The organism is Anaerolineae bacterium, from assembly GCA_025062375.1.
Classification (GTDB): Bacteria; Chloroflexota; Anaerolineae; order SpSt-600; family SpSt-600; genus SpSt-600.
This window is the reverse complement of record JANXAG010000015.1, coordinates 18,828-35,747: the sequence shown is the minus strand read 5'-3', so window position 1 is coordinate 35,747 and position 16,920 is coordinate 18,828. Positions and strand designations below refer to the sequence as shown.

The window sequence follows — 16,920 nt, the reverse complement described above, 5'->3', positions numbered from 1 at the left end:
TCCCCACCCTTAAGTAAAGCCACGCTCCTTCCTCCCACCTGCGCTGGGCACCTGGTCAGCGCCCGGCTATTAGTAAACAAAGCCTCGCTAATATTCCCTCCCCACCATGAAGGAAGCGAGGTCTCTGAGAGCTTGCATCGCCTCAGAATCCTGCCCCAAACCTGCCAGCTCTTCCAGGGCCTTTTCATAAAAGCTAAAAGCCTGAGCCTGGGCAAACTCCTTAGCTCCCGATCGATTGATGATCTCTAAAGCTTCGGCAACTTCCCCTTCACCCCACTTCACCTGAGCCATTAGGGATAATAAACGGGGGTCTTTTTCCATGGCATAGATTATGGGCAGAGTCTTCTTACGCTGACGCAGGTCATCAGCAACAGGCTTGCCTGTCACGGCCTCGTCGCCCCATAGGCCCAGGATATCGTCCTGGACCTGAAAAGCCATGCCTAAATTTTCCCCAAAGCTCCTGAAACGCTCCACAATCCTCCTTTCATCAGTGGCTATTGTGGCTCCTATCTGGGCTGAAGCAGCTATGAGGGCCGCCGTCTTCCGCCTTATCATTTCCATGTATTCTTCGAGGACTACCCTCTCCTTCTTTTCAAAGGTTAAATCCAAAAACTGGCCTTCTGTAAGCATGAGGCAGGCATCAATCAGTATTTGACAGCATTCCCGGAACTTTTCCTTAGGCACCTTCTCCATAGCACGACAGGCCAGGATGAGCAGAGCGTCCCCCACGTTTATGGCTAGGGCTTCCCCCCATAGTTTCCAGACGGTGGGGCGATGCCGTCGGAATGGGCTACGGTCCTGGATGTCGTCGTGAACCAGGGAGAAATTGTGGACAAGTTCCAGAGCAGCAGCGGCAGGAATTGCTTCCTCCCAGTTCCCACCGGCAGCTTCACAGCTCAGGAGGCAAAGGAGAGGGCGAAGCCTTTTACCGGCCGGAGCTGTAATGGGCCTGAGCTCTTCATCAGCCCAGCCCATGTGGTAACGCATCATCCCATAGTGCCGGCTCAGTTCTCCCTCCCCTTCGCCTACAATTTTACGGAGGAATTCCTCTACGGATGGCAGGTAATCTGTGGCTTTCTCTTTCCATGACTTTTTCATTTTATCACCTCTATTCCGCCCATGTAGGGGCGCAGGACTTCAGGTATAACTATGGAACCGTCTTTCTGCTGGTAGTTCTCCAGAATGGCTATCATGGTCCTGGGCAGGGCGAGCCCGCTTCCATTTAAGGTGTGGACGTAACGCGGCCTGGCATTAGGAGCTGGACGATAGCGGATGTTGGCCCTGCGGGCCTGGAAATCCAGAAAATTGGAACAGGAGCTAACCTCAAGCCATTCTTTGCACCCCGGCGCCCAAAGTTCAACGTCATACTTTATAGCCGCCGAAAAGCTCAGGTCTCCGGTGCACATCTGCACCACCCGGTAGGGGATATTGAGCCGGCGACAGAGATCCTCCACATCGGCTACGAGCTTTTCCAGTTCTTCGTCAGAGGTATGGGGTTCCACGAACTTGACCAGTTCTACCTTGTCAAACTGATGGACCCTTTTGATGCCTCGGGTATCCTTGCCGGCAGCCGCTCTCTCCCTCCGGAAGCAAGCTGAATAGGCCACGTGATATATAGGCAGGGAGCCTGGGGGCAGAATTTCGTCCCGGTAGAGGTTGGTAACGGGTACTTCAGCCGTGGGGATGAGCCAGAGGTCATCCTCGGCATCGTAGTAGAGGTTGTCGGCGAATTTGGGCAGCTGAGCCGTGCCGATAAGACATTCCCGCCGGACCAGATAAGGGGGGTAGACCTCAGTGTAGCCGTGTTCGTTTATGTGAACATCCAGCATCCAGTTGATGAGGGCTCGCTGCAGTTTTGCCCCGAGGCCTTTGAGGACGTAGAAACGAGAGCCGGAAATTTTCACTCCCCTTTCAAAGTCAATGATACCGAGCCTTTCCCCCAATTCCCAGTGGGGAAGTGGCTCAAAGTCAAACTCCCTCGGCTCACCCCAGGTGCGCACTACCACGTTTTCTGTTTCGTCTCTACCCACGGGAACTTTGGGGTGAGGCATATTGGGAACCCACAGGAGCGCTTGATATAACTTTTCTTCAACCTCTCTCAGCCGCTCCTCGAGTCCATCGATCCTTTCCCTCACATGGCGCATTTCTTCAACCAGTTCCTGGCGCCTGGCTTCGTCTTTTACTCCCGGGATTTCTTTGGAGACAATATTGCGGCGATGGCGAAGTTCTTCCAGCTCTTTGAGAATTTCCCGCCTCTGGCGATCCAGCTCAAGGATTTCATCAATGGGGGCATCAGTATTGAGTTTGACCAGGGCTTCCTTTACCTCCGCTGTGTGTTCCCTTATGAAATCCAGGTCTAACATGGTCCCACACCTCCTTCCTTGAAGGTTTAGTCAAATTAACAAAAAAACTTCCCGCCCGAAAGGACGAGAAGTTTCGCCTTCTCGTGGTGCCACCTTTCTTCGCCGCAGGTTTCAAACTGCGACCTCTGCAGCCCTCTAACGGGGGCTCTCCGGCTCGGCATACTCAGCCCTTTCGGGCTTTTCCTCCTGCAGCTCGGGAGGGGATTCAGCAACCACCGGCCATCGCCTTCCCAGCCCCGGCGACTCTCTGGAGGCCGGCACGGCTGCCTACTGCTCTCCGTCATCGCCTTTAGAGTATTCAATTTTATCCTTACAATCTGCGCACAGGCCAATAAAATCTATATGCGCAGATTTGGCCTTGAACCCGTACTCCTTTTCCAGCTCTTCCCTGAGCTTTTCGGCCAGTTCGCTTTTAAATTCCTCAATTTTCCCGCATTGCGCACATATCATGTGGTAATGAGCCACCCCTTCCACAAGTTCGTAATGGTGGTGCTCTTCGTCAAGGTGCAACTCCCGCACCAGACCCAGCTCTTTGAGGATGTTAAGGGTCCGGTATACGGTTGAAAGGCTTATGTTAGGGTCCAGTTTTTTGGCCCGCAAATAAATCTCTTCCGCGGGGAGATGGCCTTCACTTTTATGGATTACTTCGTAGATAAGAGCCCGCTTCGCAGTAAACCTCTTCCCCTCGCTTTTGAGAAGGGCCGCAATCTTGCTGGTATCCTTTTTGATCACCGCACACTAACCATTATATTGGCCGTCATTCCCCATCTGACCTGGGGAGCGAGGGCCAGTATTTCTACATACATATTATAACGCGCATCAGCGGGAAAAGCAGGCACTATCCTCTCAATTTTCCCCGGAAGGGTCAGGTTAGAAAGGGAGGGAAAGCTTACCATTACGCTTTGCCCCTCCTGAACCCATTTCAGGTCGTCCTGGGTCAGCCCGGTGGCTATTACTTTCAAGGATGAGCTATCCCCTATCGTCATAACGAGATCACCAGGAGAGACCGTTTCCCCTTCGCTTTTCCACACATTCCATACAATTCCATTGAAAGGGGCCTTCAGAGTAGCTTGCTCAAGCCGGATGCGAGCAGCCTGAACTTTTAACTCAGCTATTTTGACCTTCGTTTCAGCCAGGGCCAGCCTTTCAGGGTCGGGCCCTCGTTTAAGGCTCTCGTAGCGGGTTTGCACCTGGGAAAGCCTGGCTTCAGCAGCCCTCAGCCTGGCAAAGGCGGCCTGAACTTTGGAGCTCACAACCTCTTTCTGGTCCTCAGAAGGGCCTTTGAGGAGAGCTTCGTAACGGGCTTTGGCCAGCTCATAATTGAGGGTGGCTTGTTCCAGAGCTATGGCCTGGGGACTCGCACCCGCTCCGGGCGCCCAGGCTACTTTGTCATATTCAGCTTGGGCCTGACGCATTATGGCTTCAGCTCTGTCCACCTCGGCTTTAGCGATGCGCAGTTCTTCCTCTGAAGGGCCACCCTCAAGGATCCTGAGCTCTGCCTGAGCACCAGCCAGTTGAGCCCTGGCTTCTTCTACCAGGGCCCTGGCTTCCCGCAATTCCGCTTCTGCTGATCGGAGAACATCTGAAGAGGCTTTGAGCATTTCCAGCTCCAGTTTAGCTTCCTCCAGTTCGGCCTCCGCTGCAGCCAGCTCTATCTTCAAGAGGGAATCTTCAAGGGAGGCAAGCTCTTCCCCCTCTTCAACCACGTCCCCCTCTCGCACATAAAGCCTTGATATTCGCCCAGATATGGGGAAAGCAAGGTTGGCCTCACGGGATGGTATTGCTCTGCCGTTGAATTTGACAAACCGTGGCGCCTCCTCAGGCAGGACCGTCTCAGGGGACTCACGGTAGGGAGTTCTGTAGGTGTAGAACGAATAAATCCCCAGACTCAAAAGTATAAGAACGGTTATTGCTGAAAGGAGCGCAAAGTTTTTAGCTGTCATCGCTTTATCCCCGTGATTTGAAGGCAATTTTAACCTCACCGGCGGGCGCTGTCAAGCCAGTTCCCCCTCATTCCCGATAAATTTTCTGGTAAATGGCGTACTGTTCATAGATGGCCCTCACATATCGGCTCGTCTCCTCTATCGGGATAATCTCCACAAAGAGGTCAGGGTCATAGCCAGCCTGTTCCCACCACTTTGCCGCTCGCAGAGGGCCAGCATTGTAAGCAGCCAGTGCCACAAACCAATGACCAAACCTCTCTTTTTGCCGAACAAGATACCAGGTCCCGAACTTGAGGCTAACCCAGGGTCTTTCTAGAAGTTTTTCCGAAAAGTTGGGCCATCCCAGAGCCGAGGCTATGGACTTCCCTGTAGGGGGGATGATCTGCATAAGGCCGATTGCCCCCGCCGGTGAGCTTACCCAGGGGTCAAAAAGGCTTTCCTGACGTATCACGGCCGCTAAAAGCAGAGGATCTATTTTCCAGAAAGAAGCCTCTTGCTCTATAAGCCTGGTGAAGAAAAAGGGATATGAAAGTTCCCACAGTTCAGGGGGAAGCGATACCCCCGCTCTCTGAGCAAGCCAGACAAGGCTCATGGCCGAACGAATGGAGAGGGAATAGAGTTTTTCCCGACGGAAGTAGAAAGTTAAAAAGGCAAGAGCCTTCGGGTCCTGGGAATATTCCCTGTAAAGGTTTCTGTAAAGCACCAGGGCTTTATCCCTGTAACCAGCCATCATGAAGGCTCTGGCCTTTGCCCAACGAGGATCACTTTCAACCCCTGATGGAGACAAAGAACTCCAAGTGCTGAGCCAATCCTTTAGGGTTTCGGGAGAAAGCTCTTGCCCGGGTTTCGTGTAACCGTGACCAGAAGCGAAATCAAATCGGCGAAGGCTGGCCAAAGCCCGCAGACCGTAATAGCTTTCGGGAGCAAGGTTGTGAGCTCTCTCCCAATAGCTTCGGGCTTCTGCCCATCTACCTTGTTTCATTAAAGCTTTGCCGATCCAGAAGAGGGCTCTGGAATTATCTAACCCCCTCCAGAGCTCAACAGCAGCGTCCAGATTCCCCGCTCTATAAAGAACAAGGCCTGCTTTAAATAACGCTTCCTTTTGCTCCTCCGAAGAGGCAGCTATCCTGCTCGCTTTAAGGTAAAGGCTGGAAGCTGAGGCAAAATCGCCCTTCTCCTCCATAAGGCGTGCTGCTTCCTTCAGGGCTTTGAGAGCGAAGGGACTATCGGGGTAAAAGTCAGCTAACTTTTGATAGATAGCCAGAGCCTCGGTAATTCTGCCTGCTTGCTCAAGGGTCCTGCCCTTTTCCCACCACCCCTCGGGCACAAGAGGGCTATCGGGATGGGTTTGAATGAGCCAATCCCACTCCCTCAGGGAAGCCTGGTAATCTCCGAGCCTTCGGTAGATTATGGCAGCGTAATAGTGAGCTTCAGGTTTATGGTGCACCGGATTGGCAGCTATGTATCGCCCAAAAGCCAACAGGGCAGCACCGCAAGCCTGCGGATAAGAGAAACAAGCGTGGTAGTCCACCAGACCTCTCAGGTAATCATCCACTGGCTTCCCGGCTTCCACCAGCTCTATGAGAGAAAAATACGCGTAGGGAGACTCGGGGAAAAGCTCTACAGCACGCCGGAAGAGGCTGAAAGCTTTCCATAAAGCTCCTGCTTCCCTGTAAATTCGGCCGCACAAATAATTTATGCGAACCCTAACTGGGGCGCTGAGGGGCAAACTTTCCAGGTTAGTGCATTCAACCATGGCCCCTTTGTGATCTTTGGCTTCGGCCAGGGTTTCTAAAATCTTTTCCCGCAGATGGAAGGAGTTACTGATCTTAAAGGCCTCCCGATAGGCTTTCACTGCCTCCCGATAGTAGCCCATCCCTCTGTAGAGGTCTCCGACCTCTTCCCAGGCAACTTCGGAGAGCAAGCCGCCGCTTTGAGCGTGGAGCAAATAAGCTTGGATAGCTGCCTGGGGATTATTAACTTTTTTGTAAAGGCGACCGATACGCAGGGGTATCAGAGGAGCTCTGAAATCCTGAGGGTAAAGGGAGAGAAAGTTTTGCCATACTTTTAGCGCTCCCTGGTAATCGGCTTCCTCCTCAAGACATTCTCCGAGGGAAATAAAAGCTTCGGGGGCAGGAAGCAGGGCTTCAAAGAGCCTGATGGCTTCAGAACACTTCCCCTCTTCTTTCAAAGAGAGAGCTTCCTCCATCGTCGGAGGCCCTTGAGCTGCGGTTTCAGAAGCCAGAAGGAGTAGCGCCAAAATTAGAGGAAGCCATCTCATCCCAGAATACTCTCAAGAATAACGCCGGTGAAAAGAGCTGCAAGGTAAGGGCTTGTGATTTTAAAGGCGATCCAGGCATTGCGGGCTGTGGGCTTAAACCAGAGGTAAAAATTAACCATCAGCAGAGCAACTCCCGGGATGTAGGCCAGGAAAGAGTAAATGGGCCCGAAACCCCCAACGGCTTGGATCAGCACCGAAACGATGAACATAAGCAGAGCCGTAGAGACCACACACCTTAGAACTTTCTTCTCACTGGTAACCACCGGAAGCATGGGAACCCCGGCACGAGCGTAATCATCCCGATAGCGAAGGGCCAGGCTCCAAATATGCGCCGGAGTCCAGAGGACTACCAGAGCTGCCATGAGCACAGGCAACAGGGCGATATCCCCCCGCATAGCTGCCCATCCGAAAACCGTCGGAGCCCCTCCGCTAAAGGAGCCTAAAATTATGTTCCATGGAGTGCGACGTTTGGACAAAAGGCTGTAGACAACAATGTTATCAAAGAGCCCGAATAACATCCAGAACAAAGCCCACCAATTGAGGAGAGCTGAGAGCAATATGGCCCCAGTGCTCAGGATAATTCCCCACATTAGGGCTTCCTCAGGTGAAATAATACCCTGGGGCAATGGACGGCGACGAGTTCGTTCCATCACTGCGTCTATATCCCTGTCTATGTAAGAGGTAATGGTGTTAGCCCCCGCACACCCGGCAGTTATAGCTACAAAAGCTATGAGAAATTTACCCCAGGGGATGGCTGGCCCGACAGCAGCTATCATACCACCGACAGCTGTAAAAACAAGAAGCAACACGCTTGGAGGTTTGGTTACCAGGAGATAGCCTTTCGCCTTTGAAGCCAAACTCAATTTTTGGGTTTTAACCAATTTTCCTTCCATAATCTTACCTCCGAGGGATCCTTCACTCCAGCCAGGAGTTCAGAAACCGTCAGCCCAAAGTAGGGGTGGACAAAATCAGGGGCAATTTCGGCCAGGGGAACCAGGACAAAGCGGCGCTCGTGGAGGCGAGGGTGAGGGATTGTGAGCTTTTCATCGGAAAAGACCAGGGTATCATAAAAAAGAATGTCAATGTCAATGATTCTTGGCCCCCAGCGTACCCCCTCAGTGCGCCCCAACTCCCTCTCCACAGCTTTGAGGAAATCAAGAAGTGGATAAGGAGCAAGCTTCGTCTCCCCAGCACAGACCGCATTCAGGAACCAGGGCTGTGCCAAGTATCCAACGGGTTCTGTTTCGTACAGGGAAGAAAGCTGCAGAATGCTGATTTCCTCCTCAATTCTTTCAAGGGCTATGGAGATATTCCTTTCCCGGTCCCCAAGGTTAGAACCAAGTCCCAGGTAAACTAATGCCACCGTTTTCCTGCTCCTATTTTATGTAAATTTTCCACGATGAACTCTTCAGGCAAAGGCCCTCCGAGGGTGACATTCACAATTTCCCCTGAAGGGTCAATCCAAAAAGTAGTGGGCAGGCCCCTAACGCCGTATTTGTTGGCGATTTTTCCCTTCTCGTCCAGGAGGATGGGGAAAGTGACATTTAATTCCTCCACAAAATTTCTGACCACTTCAGGCGATTCACCCACGTTTATTCCCAGGATGACAAGGCCTGAAGGGCCGAGCTCATTGTAGAATTTCTGGAAAACAGGCATTTCCTCCCGGCATGGGGGGCACCATGTAGCCCAGAAATGGAGTAAAATAGGCCTGCCTTTGAAGTCTTCCAGACTTTTTTCCTGGCCATCCAGGGAAGGGAGAGTAAAGGAAGGAGCTGGACCCAATCCCTCTTTAGAAACCGTTCTGGAAACGCAGCCCGCTAAAAGAAAAACTGATCCCACGATAAAGCTTAGGATTTTCAACCAGCTCATGGCCTCTAACTTTAACCCTCTTGAGCTATTGGGTTAAATTTTAATCCTGAAGGCTAAAAAGTCAAAAAGCCACAATTCTGGGCGACCTTCCGCAAACGGCCAGCAAGCCCTGAGCGATCATTTGGCCTGTCCCTTTCGAGCCTGAGGGCATTGGTTTGACTTTATTTCTAACCTGTGCTAAAATTGGTTTAGCCCTGCTGTGTGCGTGATGCGAAAAAGGGGGTTCGAGCCAACACTTGACCCAGGGAAGCTTCCGCAGAAGGGGATGCGATAGCCCTGGAGGCGAGGCAGTAACCGACGGGGAGCTTCCAAGGTAAGTTTAAAGGGTCGAACCAGTTCGCACACGGCACAGCGGGGAATTTTTATTGAGAGGTGTTCGGTGGAAGTCGCCAGAGAAGGGTCCCTGGTGCTCCTGATTAGCCAAAAAGGTAAGCGCTTCATCTTGAAGCTTTCCCCGGGCAAGCGCTTTGAAACCCAGTTCGGCTATATAAAGCACGAAGACCTGATAGGAAAACCCTTTGGTTCCTCTGTCCAATCTCACCTGGGGCATAAGTTCCTCCTGCTGGAGCCCTCCACCTTCGACCTCATCCAATCTATCCCACGCATAACCCAGATAATCTATCCAAAAGACGCTGGCTACATAATCCTCAGACTAAATTTGATGCCCGGGAAGAGGGTGGTGGAAGCTGGAACCGGAAGTGGAGCCCTTACCCTGGTGCTGGCCAGGGCAGTGATGCCTTCGGGACGGGTTTACTCTTATGAGGTGAGGCCTGAAATGCTTAAGTTTGCCCACCGCACTCTGGAGATGGCTGGAGTTCTGGATTACGTGGAGCTTAAAGAAAGGGACATTGCTCAAGGCTTTGACGAAAAAGAAGTGGATGCTCTATTTTTGGACCTCCGCACTCCGTGGGAATACCTGGCCCAGGCTGAGGAAACCCTTAAGCCGGGCGGTTTTTTCGGAGCGCTGGTTCCAACAGCCAATCAGGTGATAAAGCTTCTGGAAGGCTTGGAGAACCATGGGTTTGTAGACGTTGAAGTTGAAGAGCTGTTCCTCAGACCATACAAAGCCGTCCACGAAAGGCTTCGCCCCGATGACCGGATGGTAGCCCACACCGGTTATCTTATTTTTGCCCGGAAAGCCGAAGCGGCTGGAAAGGAGTGGTTTTCTTTCCGACGCGGCCGAGCGTGGCGCTTCCACAAAGAGGAAAGTTTTAACGATTGAACCTGACGATTGTTACCCCATCTCCACCTTCACCAGGAGGAGCGTGGTAAAAAGAGGCTACGAGAGGATGTTCTGCCAGATACGCCCACAAAGCCTGACGGAGAGCTCCCGTTCCCTTACCGTGGACTAACCTTACTTTTTCAAGCCCCGCCAGAAAAGCCTGATCTAAATAATTATCCAGGAGTATGAGAGCCTCCTCAACCTTCATCCCCCGTAAGTTAAGCTCGCCCGGAACCTTTGAGGGCCGCGGGAAAACAACGCTCTCAGCTCTGGGAATGCTAAAGGATGGCGATTGCCGTTTCTCAAGTCTATCCAGAGGCACCCTGACTCTCCAGTTGTCCACCAGCACCACCGCTTCCTCTTCCATAAGGGCTATCACTTCTCCGGAGGAATTAAGGCCATGGACCCAAACCCAATCTCCTACCGAAATAGGGCCTGGGAGAACAGGAGGCGGCGGTGGGGGGACGCTTTCCTCCAGCTTTTCGATTTCCTGCAATATTTCCCTTATAGTCTCGGGAGAACGGTGGATTTCCGCCGTTGCTTTCAGTCTGGCCAGTTCTGCCCGAATCCTATCAATTTCCTCCTGTGCTTCCCGACGGGTTTCCTCCAAGATGCGGTGTCGCTCTTTTTCAAGCTCTTCCAATTTCTTGCGGGCTTCTTCCTCCCATTGCCTGGCTCTTTCCAGGGCTCTGCTGGCTTCTTCCTCCAGTTCTCTGGCCCGCCTGTAGGTTTCCTGAATCTGAGCCAGGAGAGCTTCTGTCTCAAGCCTCTGAGGAGGAAGGAAATCCCTGGCCTGACGTATTATCTCAGGATCGAGGCCAAGCCTTGAAGCTATTATCAAAGCGTTGGATTGCCCCGGAAATCCTATCTTGAGACTGTATGTTGGCGCCAGGGTCTCAGGATCAAATTCCATAGAAGCGTTTTCCACACCGGGGGTGGCATAGGCGTAAGCTTTAAGCTCCGAAATGTGGGTGGCCACCAGCGTGGTAATGCTCCTGTTTCTGAGGTGGGCCAGGAGAGCCCTTGCCAAAGCTGCTCCTTCCACCGGGTCCGTCCCTGCTCCCAGCTCATCCAGAATCACCAAGGAACGGGAGTCGGCCATGTTCAGAATCCGGATTATGTTGCTCATATGAGAGGAAAAAGTGGAAAGACTTTGCTCTATAGATTGCTCATCGCCAATATCGGCATATATTCCCCGGAAAACCGAAAGGGAAGAACCTTCCTGAGCGGGGATGGCAAGACCCGCCTGAGCCATCAGAGCCAGAAGCCCAGCCGTTTTCAACGTTACGGTTTTGCCTCCAGTGTTGGGCCCCGTTATCACCAGAATGAAATAGTCATCGGTTAAGTATATGTCCACGGGGACCACTTTGCGGGGGTCCAGAAGAGGGTGGCGAGCTTTCTTGAAGGAGAGGGTTACCCCTGGGTGGACGAAAGAGTCCTTGAGGACGGGACCCTTCCAAGGGACAAGTTTCGGTATAACGGAATCGGTAGCTAAGGCATATTGAGCTTTGGCGAAAGCCAGGTCAATTTCCGCCATAATTTCCACAGTGCGGCGGAGGTAAGGTTCCTCTTCAGCTATGAGGCGAGTGAAGCGGGCCAGAACTCGGCGGATTTCCTCTTCTTCCATAAGCTGAAGCTCTCGAAACTGGTTCCCCAGCTCCACCACTTCCAGAGGCTCCAGGAAAACTGTAACCCCACTGGCGGATATATCGTGGACGAGGCCAGGTATGCGGCTTTTAAACTGGGCTTTGACGGGGATTACGAAGCGGCCGTGGCGCTCAGTTATTATGGGTTCCTGGATGAACTGAGCTACGGCCGGTGAAGTTATGATTTCGTGAAGGCGATGGAAGAGGAGCTCACGAGTCTCCCTCAGCTCCCGACGGATGCGCTTAAGCTCAGGAGAGGCTTCATCCAGAACGTCGCCCTGCTCGCTTATAGCCTGCCCGATTTCGCGGGCCACCCAGGTGTAATCCTCCATCCCCCTGGCCTTTGCCGAAAGCAGGGGAGCTATATCGGAGTAACGGACTATAGCCCGCCGAAGCCTGGCAGCGGCTAAAATCGTGTTCTTTATGGCGATAAGTTCTTGGGGCAGAAGGATTTGAAATTTTGCCGCTCTATCCAGGAAAGGACGAATTTCCACCGCCCCCGCCAGGGAGAGGTTGGCTTTTTCCCGAAGGAGAGAAATGGCCTCTGCTGTTTCCCGGAGCTTTAACTCCACTTCTTTCTCATCGGAAGAAGGGCGCAGGGAAAAGGCCAACTCCCGGCTCCCCTCAAAGGAGGTGTAAGAAGCCAGCTTTTCCAGAATTTTGAAGAACTCCAGAGTCTGAAGGTCCCTTTCCTGCAAGGCTCCTGCCCCTTTCAAGGGAAAGGACAAACGAAAATTTTCACCCCATTTTTATCATACACCAGGGTCGCAAAACGGGAAAATTTCTCCTCCGCCAGGCCGGTGAGCCGGTAAGTTTCGCGCTCAAGAGGCCCAATGTAAATGTAACGCACATTGTATTTCTGGACAAGCTCCTTTGCTTCTTCAGGATCCGGAGTAGTGTAGATTCGGGAGATGTCAGGCTTGCGCCGAGAGGGCTCTTCATAGGAACCGCGCCACTGAAATTCATGGAAATCCCAGCCCAGAATTGTCGGAAGTCCTGTATGGGTAGAGACCCGGCCGTAATAGGTGTAAGAGCCACCGGTGGCTTCCAGAATAACGGGAACCCCTTTAACATTTTGATTGAGCCAGAGGATGGCTTCGTAATCAGCCGGATTAACCTCTTTTAAATAGACAGTTCCGTCCAGGGTCAATGGCCCCCTCCCTTCAGCGAAGGCCCTGGTTGCCGAAGCGGCCAGAGGATAAAAAAAGCCGAAGCCCACGAAGAGGAGGATGAAATTCCTCCACAAGGTTCTGGTGAAGGAAACTCTGGTGGAAAGTCTATAGAGGGCAAAAGCACAGGCCAGCCCCATCAGAACCCAGGCCTGGTAGTAAAGTTTGAAAACAGTGTTCATCCTTGTCCCAAAAAGGTCCCTGACATAAACGAACTCCACCGTCAGAGTAAGAAGGAGGCCTGAAAGCCAGAGAAGCAGGGCAAAGGCAGAAGGCTTTTCTTTGTTATTCAGAATTGAAAGGAAAGCTATGAGGCTTAGAGGAATAAGAAGAGCGGGAAGGGGTTTCCGGAAAAGGTAGCACAAAAGGGCCAGGAAGACAGCTGTAATTGACAGGGTTTTAGCAAGCCCTGTTGCCCTCAGAGTGCGAAGCGGAGAGAAAAGGGCCGGCCCTGCGAGGATAAAGGGGGCGAACATGATAAAGTACTGGTGAACCTTCGTAGCGTTGAAGATTACAGGCAAAATCCCCCCGGCTTGAGAACGAAAACTGACGTAGAAAGGGATGTACAGAGCTACTCCAAGCGCACCCAGAACAAAGACAAGCCTTAAAGCCTTCTTCACGGGAGCTCTTTCTCCCTCCCGGTGGTGGGCAAGAGCGACTGTTGCTCCCACGAAAGCCAGGTAAATGGGGAAATCCCACGTGTTCAAAAAGCCTAGTCCTCCCAGGATAAGGCTGTAAAAGAACAAGTTTGACCAGGCGAAAGAAACGGGGTAGGAATAAAAAATGTTCAAAGCCAGGCCTGTAGCCATAATAGCAAAAGGCAGAGCCAGGACGTGAGGGTGCAAATCTCCCAAAAGGAAACTGAAGAAGGGGAACTCGTCAATTACCTCTTGGTCCTGTCCCAGGAGATTGCGGTCATGGATTACTCTGGAAGCCCTCCACCACCACCAGAAATCCACGGGGTGGAGGGAGCCAGGGCATGGTGGAGCCTGAGCTAAACCCTTTATATCAATCCACTCCCAGAAAGCTGGCGAGCCTATGCCCTTGCAGTGGAGAAGCTCCAGGAATCCTTCCTGATTGCCCATCACAGCTACCAGCATTGCTCCCATAAAAGCCCACCGGATTGCTCGCCAGGGCGAACCCTCTTCCACTTTTATTAGCCCGTAGACCACTCCAAAAAGGCTTGTAACGGTGAGGGCGAAGAGAGAAGCTATCGCGAGGTTAAAGGCCACACTTGAAGGGGTGGCGGTCAATTTGGCCAGAAAAGCCACCATCACGTAGCCAAAATAATAGTAACTTATGGCAAAACCCGAGAGCCAGGGGTCGTGAGGTGGAAAATTCGGGCTCCTAAGGATAGCGTTGAGAAAGGCCAGTTCCATGGGTTTCTCGGTACCGGAAATTTCAGGGCGAAAGGCCTTGAAGAGGGCGAAGGAAGCAAAGGCTAACGCGTGGATCAGTTCAGTGGCTAAGATCAAGGGGCGCTCCTGGCTCCAGAAATCCCTTAAATCCTTTCGGCCCAGCTTCCAGGAAATGAGCGAAGCCAGTGCCAGGGCGGCGATAACACCACCAGGACTATTCTGAATGAAACCGAAAGAACACCCGAGCCAGAAAATCCAGCAGGTCAGGAGGAGGCCCAGAGGTCTGGAGAATGGGTAACCATTTCCCGGGATAAAGGGAAAAAGGCGGCGCGTTAAAGGCAGAGCCAGCAGGTTCAGAAGGCTTAAAGCGAGCCACCATTTAAAAGCGAAAAGCACCTTTTACCCCCTTTCAGCCTGACTTTGCCCTTTGATTTTACCAGAATCAGGCCTTATCCTCAACTTACGTTAAAACCGGGAGCGATAAGGGCTGTCTTTGACCTTTTGGCGAAAAGAGGTCTTTATGCTATAATCCCTCCTGTAAAATTTTAACCGTGGGTAATAAAGTGGGAGAGGGGAAAATCCGCTGCAGTGTAGGCATTACCGCCTACAATGAGGAGGCCAACATAGGCAAGCTTCTGGATGCTCTCCTCAACCAGAAGCTCCATGAAGTAGAAATTACCGAAATAATCGTTGTGGCCTCGGGTTGCACTGATCGCACTGTGGAGATAGTTCAGGAATACCAGCAGAAGGACCCCAGGATAAAGCTACTGGTTCAAGAGCGGAGAGAAGGGAAAACCTCCGCTGTAAACCTGTTCTTAAGGCACGCCAGAGAAGAAATCTGCGTCCTGGAAAGCGGCGATACGCTTCCCCGCTACGATGCCATTGAAAACCTGGTCAGGATGTTCAAGGATCCCAGGGTTGGGATGACGGGAGCCCAAAAGGTGGCCGTTAATACCCCTGACCACATCATCGCCGCTCTATCCCATTTGAGGTTGAAGCTGGAGCACGAACTCTGTATGGAAATCCCCCGCCTTGGGGAGCTCATAGCCTTCCGCAAAGTCTTCGATCAGATCCCGCCTGATGTGGCTATGGATGAAGCTTTTGTGGAAGCTCTGGTTATAAAACGGGGCCTTGAAGTGCGTTATGCTCCTGACGCAGTGGTTTTCAACATGGGCCCAACGACTCTGGGAGATTTTATCCGACAGCGCCGGCGCAACTATGCTGGCCACCTTCACCTTATGCACAAATATGGCTATAAGGTGGCAAGCCTTGACACCTGGCGAATCGTGCGTCTCTGGCTTGCGGAGCTGTGGGGAGCTATAAGGCTCATTTACGTTCTTATAGCTCTGGCGGCAGTAGAAGCCTTCGCTCGACTTCTGGGTGCTTATGATTATTATGTCCGAGGCCGTAAGCATGTGATCTGGGATATGGCCTGGACTACCAAAAAAGTGGAACCCCCTTCCAAGCTTGAAAAGGCTCCTCCCTCGGTAGTTACGAAGTTAACCCTTGACCCCTTTGCCCCCATCATTGATCCGGAGTACAAAGAAGAATGAAAAAAGCTCTCACCTCCGCCCTTAAGGTAGCCATAAGCATCGGTTTACTGGTTTTTCTCCTCACCAAACCTGAAATACATCAGTCATGGGAGCTGCTTTCAAGGGCTAAGCTTGAGCTGGTCCTTTTAGCTTTTGCCCTTTACATTCTGGCTATATTCGTCAACATTTATAAGTGGCATTTGCTTTTGAGAGCAGCGGGGATGGAAGTGCCTTTCAGTAGCCTGACTTCTTATTTTTTCACAGGTCTGTTCTTTGGGAATTTCCTGCTACCCATGGTGGCGATAGACGTAATGCGGGGCTATGGTCTGGCAGTAGATTCGGAACAGGCGACAGAGGCAGCTATATCCGTGCTGGTGGACAGGTTAGTGGGGCTGGCTTCTTTCCTCTTCGGAGGTCTGGTGGGAGTAACTTTCGCCCTCTGGGGGATGAAAAGGGTTGACCTTTACGGTCTTGTAGTGGTTGTAGTGGGTGTGAATATATTTTTTATCCTGGGTTTTGCTTCCCTCATGAGCCGCCGGCTCAGGCGACTTCTGGGCAAAGTGACCACCATCAACCCCTTTCTCCTGCGCCTTTCCAGGGCTGTGGATGCCTACAGAGCCAAGCCCACAGTCTTAGGGAAAGCTTTTCTGGTAGCCCTTTGCGGCCTTACCCTCACCAGCCTGGTGAACTGGTGTGCTTCGGAAGCTGTTCACGCCGGCATACCCCCCATTTACATCTTCATCCTGAACCCCTTAACCCCTTTTGCTCCCATTCTCATTCCTTCGGTGGGAGGGCTTGGAGTTAACCAGGGCACCTTCGTTTTCCTCTACAGCAGCCTGGCTGGAGTAACCTCTCCGGCGGGCGCTTTTTCCCTTTCCCTGTTGATGCAGGCTATAATTTATTTTACAAGCCTGCCAGGGGCTTTCCTTTGGTGGAAAAGCAGAAAGACCAATAACTTCAGGGGAGGGAAAGTATGGTCAGGGAAAGAGAGCAGGAACTGAGGAGAAGGAGAGTACGCAAACAAAAACTGCGCAAGCTAAGAGCCAGGCTTGCTGCCACAACAGACCCTGCAGAAAGGGAACGCATCATCCAGAAAATCCGCAAGATAAGCCCATGGGCTCCAATTGAATTGCCGCCCAAGTAATCTTCAGCCCTGAAGGCCTAAGACCCTTTTTATACTCTCTACCAGATCGCTGGGGCCGAAGGGCTTGGTTATGTAATCATCAACCTTCGCTATGTGAAGCCCCAGGATTTTATCTATATTCTGGGACCTGGCAGTAACGATGATTACTGGAATATCCTTGAGCTCTTCATCGCTTTTGAGCTGACGGTAAACTTCCCACCCGTCCATCTCAGGCATCATAAGGTCCAGAAGGATCAGGTCTGGTTTTTCGGACCGGGCTTTTTCCAAGCCTTCTTTCCCTCCTACAGCTCCTTTGACCTCAAAACCCTTTTTCTCCAGAATAATGCGGATCAATTCTATCATTTCGGGTTCGTCTTCTATGCAGAGGATGCGCTTCCTCTCCCCCATCCCTTT

The 16,920-nt window shown here is 52.0% G+C and carries 15 protein-coding genes and 1 other annotated feature; of the genes, 4 read left to right on the top strand and 11 right to left on the bottom strand.

Annotation, left to right across the window (positions count from 1 at the left end; genetic code table 11):
• Nucleotides 1-87: 87 nt before the first annotated feature.
• From NZ653_05790 to NZ653_05755, 8 genes are all read right to left on the bottom strand, one after another.
• Nucleotides 88-1,098 (bottom strand): polyprenyl synthetase family protein, encoded by a 1,011-nt coding sequence (locus NZ653_05790; protein ID MCS7286626.1) that lies wholly within the window; start codon nucleotides 1,096-1,098, stop codon nucleotides 88-90.
• Nucleotides 1,095-2,363: a serine--tRNA ligase gene (serS, locus tag NZ653_05785; GenBank protein ID MCS7286625.1), complete on the bottom strand. Its 1,269-nt coding sequence runs from the start codon at nucleotides 2,361-2,363 to the stop codon at nucleotides 1,095-1,097. The genes NZ653_05790 and serS overlap by 4 nt, the downstream gene beginning before the upstream one ends.
• A 56-nt stretch (nucleotides 2,364-2,419) precedes the next feature.
• Nucleotides 2,420-2,656, bottom strand: a binding site (T-box leader).
• The gene (locus NZ653_05780) at nucleotides 2,631-3,095 is read right to left on the bottom strand and encodes a transcriptional repressor (protein MCS7286624.1); all 465 of its coding nucleotides are present in this window, start codon (nucleotides 3,093-3,095) and stop codon (nucleotides 2,631-2,633) included. Its footprint overlaps the feature before it by 26 nt.
• Complete coding sequence (locus NZ653_05775) at nucleotides 3,092-4,306, bottom strand: HlyD family efflux transporter periplasmic adaptor subunit (protein MCS7286623.1); 1,215 nt, start codon at nucleotides 4,304-4,306, stop codon at nucleotides 3,092-3,094. Before NZ653_05775 ends, NZ653_05780 begins: the two co-directional genes overlap by 4 nt.
• A 67-nt stretch (nucleotides 4,307-4,373) precedes the next feature.
• Nucleotides 4,374-6,587, bottom strand: coding sequence for a tetratricopeptide repeat protein (locus NZ653_05770; protein ID MCS7286622.1), 2,214 nt, complete (start codon nucleotides 6,585-6,587; stop codon nucleotides 4,374-4,376).
• A complete protein-coding gene (locus tag NZ653_05765; protein MCS7286621.1) occupies nucleotides 6,584-7,480 on the bottom strand; it encodes a heme o synthase in 897 nt (298 codons plus the stop codon). The genes NZ653_05770 and NZ653_05765 overlap by 4 nt, the downstream gene beginning before the upstream one ends.
• Nucleotides 7,447-7,950: a 2-amino-4-hydroxy-6-hydroxymethyldihydropteridine diphosphokinase gene (gene folK / locus NZ653_05760; GenBank protein MCS7286620.1), complete on the bottom strand. Its 504-nt coding sequence runs from the start codon at nucleotides 7,948-7,950 to the stop codon at nucleotides 7,447-7,449. Before folK ends, NZ653_05765 begins: the two co-directional genes overlap by 34 nt.
• A complete protein-coding gene (locus tag NZ653_05755; protein MCS7286619.1) occupies nucleotides 7,941-8,456 on the bottom strand; it encodes a TlpA family protein disulfide reductase in 516 nt (171 codons plus the stop codon). The genes folK and NZ653_05755 overlap by 10 nt, the downstream gene beginning before the upstream one ends.
• A gap of 379 nt (nucleotides 8,457-8,835) precedes the next feature.
• Between NZ653_05755 and NZ653_05750 the strand changes: the two genes are divergently transcribed.
• Nucleotides 8,836-9,678: a tRNA (adenine-N1)-methyltransferase gene (locus tag NZ653_05750; protein ID MCS7286618.1), complete on the top strand. Its 843-nt coding sequence runs from the start codon at nucleotides 8,836-8,838 to the stop codon at nucleotides 9,676-9,678.
• Here NZ653_05750 and NZ653_05745 read toward each other — a convergent pair.
• Nucleotides 9,668-12,022, bottom strand: a complete 2,355-nt coding sequence (locus NZ653_05745) for an endonuclease MutS2 (GenBank protein ID MCS7286617.1) — start codon at nucleotides 12,020-12,022, stop codon at nucleotides 9,668-9,670. The two genes, NZ653_05750 and NZ653_05745, sit on opposite strands and share 11 nt — an antisense overlap.
• A gap of 14 nt (nucleotides 12,023-12,036) precedes the next feature.
• On the bottom strand, nucleotides 12,037-14,247 hold the full coding sequence (locus NZ653_05740) for a DUF2298 domain-containing protein (protein ID MCS7286616.1): 2,211 nt from the start codon (nucleotides 14,245-14,247) through the stop codon (nucleotides 12,037-12,039).
• A gap of 155 nt (nucleotides 14,248-14,402) precedes the next feature.
• Between NZ653_05740 and NZ653_05735 the strand changes: the two genes are divergently transcribed.
• The 3 genes from NZ653_05735 to NZ653_05725 are packed head-to-tail and all read left to right on the top strand — an operon-like array spanning nucleotide 14,403 to nucleotide 16,527.
• A complete protein-coding gene (locus NZ653_05735; GenBank protein MCS7286615.1) occupies nucleotides 14,403-15,404 on the top strand; it encodes a glycosyltransferase in 1,002 nt (333 codons plus the stop codon).
• Nucleotides 15,401-16,384, top strand: a complete 984-nt coding sequence (locus NZ653_05730; GenBank protein MCS7286614.1) for a flippase-like domain-containing protein — start codon at nucleotides 15,401-15,403, stop codon at nucleotides 16,382-16,384. Before NZ653_05735 ends, NZ653_05730 begins: the two co-directional genes overlap by 4 nt.
• Nucleotides 16,357-16,527: a hypothetical protein gene (locus NZ653_05725; GenBank protein ID MCS7286613.1), complete on the top strand. Its 171-nt coding sequence runs from the start codon at nucleotides 16,357-16,359 to the stop codon at nucleotides 16,525-16,527. Before NZ653_05730 ends, NZ653_05725 begins: the two co-directional genes overlap by 28 nt.
• Before the next feature lie 3 nt (nucleotides 16,528-16,530).
• Here NZ653_05725 and NZ653_05720 read toward each other — a convergent pair whose 3' ends face one another.
• Nucleotides 16,531-16,914 (bottom strand): response regulator, encoded by a 384-nt coding sequence (locus NZ653_05720; protein MCS7286612.1) that lies wholly within the window; start codon nucleotides 16,912-16,914, stop codon nucleotides 16,531-16,533.
• Between the last annotated feature and the right edge of the window lie 6 nt (nucleotides 16,915-16,920).

What these genes read in the sequence shown, in the direction of transcription:
- NZ653_05765 (MCS7286621.1), bottom strand. Translation starts at nt 7,480, where the DNA reads ATGGAAGGAAAATTGGTTAAAACCCAAAAATTGAGTTTGGCTTCAAAG.
- NZ653_05730 (MCS7286614.1), top strand. Translation starts at nt 15,401, where the DNA reads ATGAAAAAAGCTCTCACCTCCGCCCTTAAGGTAGCCATAAGCATCGGT.
- NZ653_05775 (MCS7286623.1), bottom strand. Translation starts at nt 4,306, where the DNA reads ATGACAGCTAAAAACTTTGCGCTCCTTTCAGCAATAACCGTTCTTATA.
- NZ653_05790 (MCS7286626.1), bottom strand. Translation starts at nt 1,098, where the DNA reads ATGAAAAAGTCATGGAAAGAGAAAGCCACAGATTACCTGCCATCCGTA.
- NZ653_05770 (MCS7286622.1), bottom strand. Translation starts at nt 6,587, where the DNA reads ATGAGATGGCTTCCTCTAATTTTGGCGCTACTCCTTCTGGCTTCTGAA.
- serS (MCS7286625.1), bottom strand. Translation starts at nt 2,363, where the DNA reads ATGTTAGACCTGGATTTCATAAGGGAACACACAGCGGAGGTAAAGGAA.
- NZ653_05725 (MCS7286613.1), top strand. Translation starts at nt 16,357, where the DNA reads ATGGTCAGGGAAAGAGAGCAGGAACTGAGGAGAAGGAGAGTACGCAAA.
- NZ653_05720 (MCS7286612.1), bottom strand. Translation starts at nt 16,914, where the DNA reads ATGGGGGAGAGGAAGCGCATCCTCTGCATAGAAGACGAACCCGAAATG.
- NZ653_05755 (MCS7286619.1), bottom strand. Translation starts at nt 8,456, where the DNA reads ATGAGCTGGTTGAAAATCCTAAGCTTTATCGTGGGATCAGTTTTTCTT.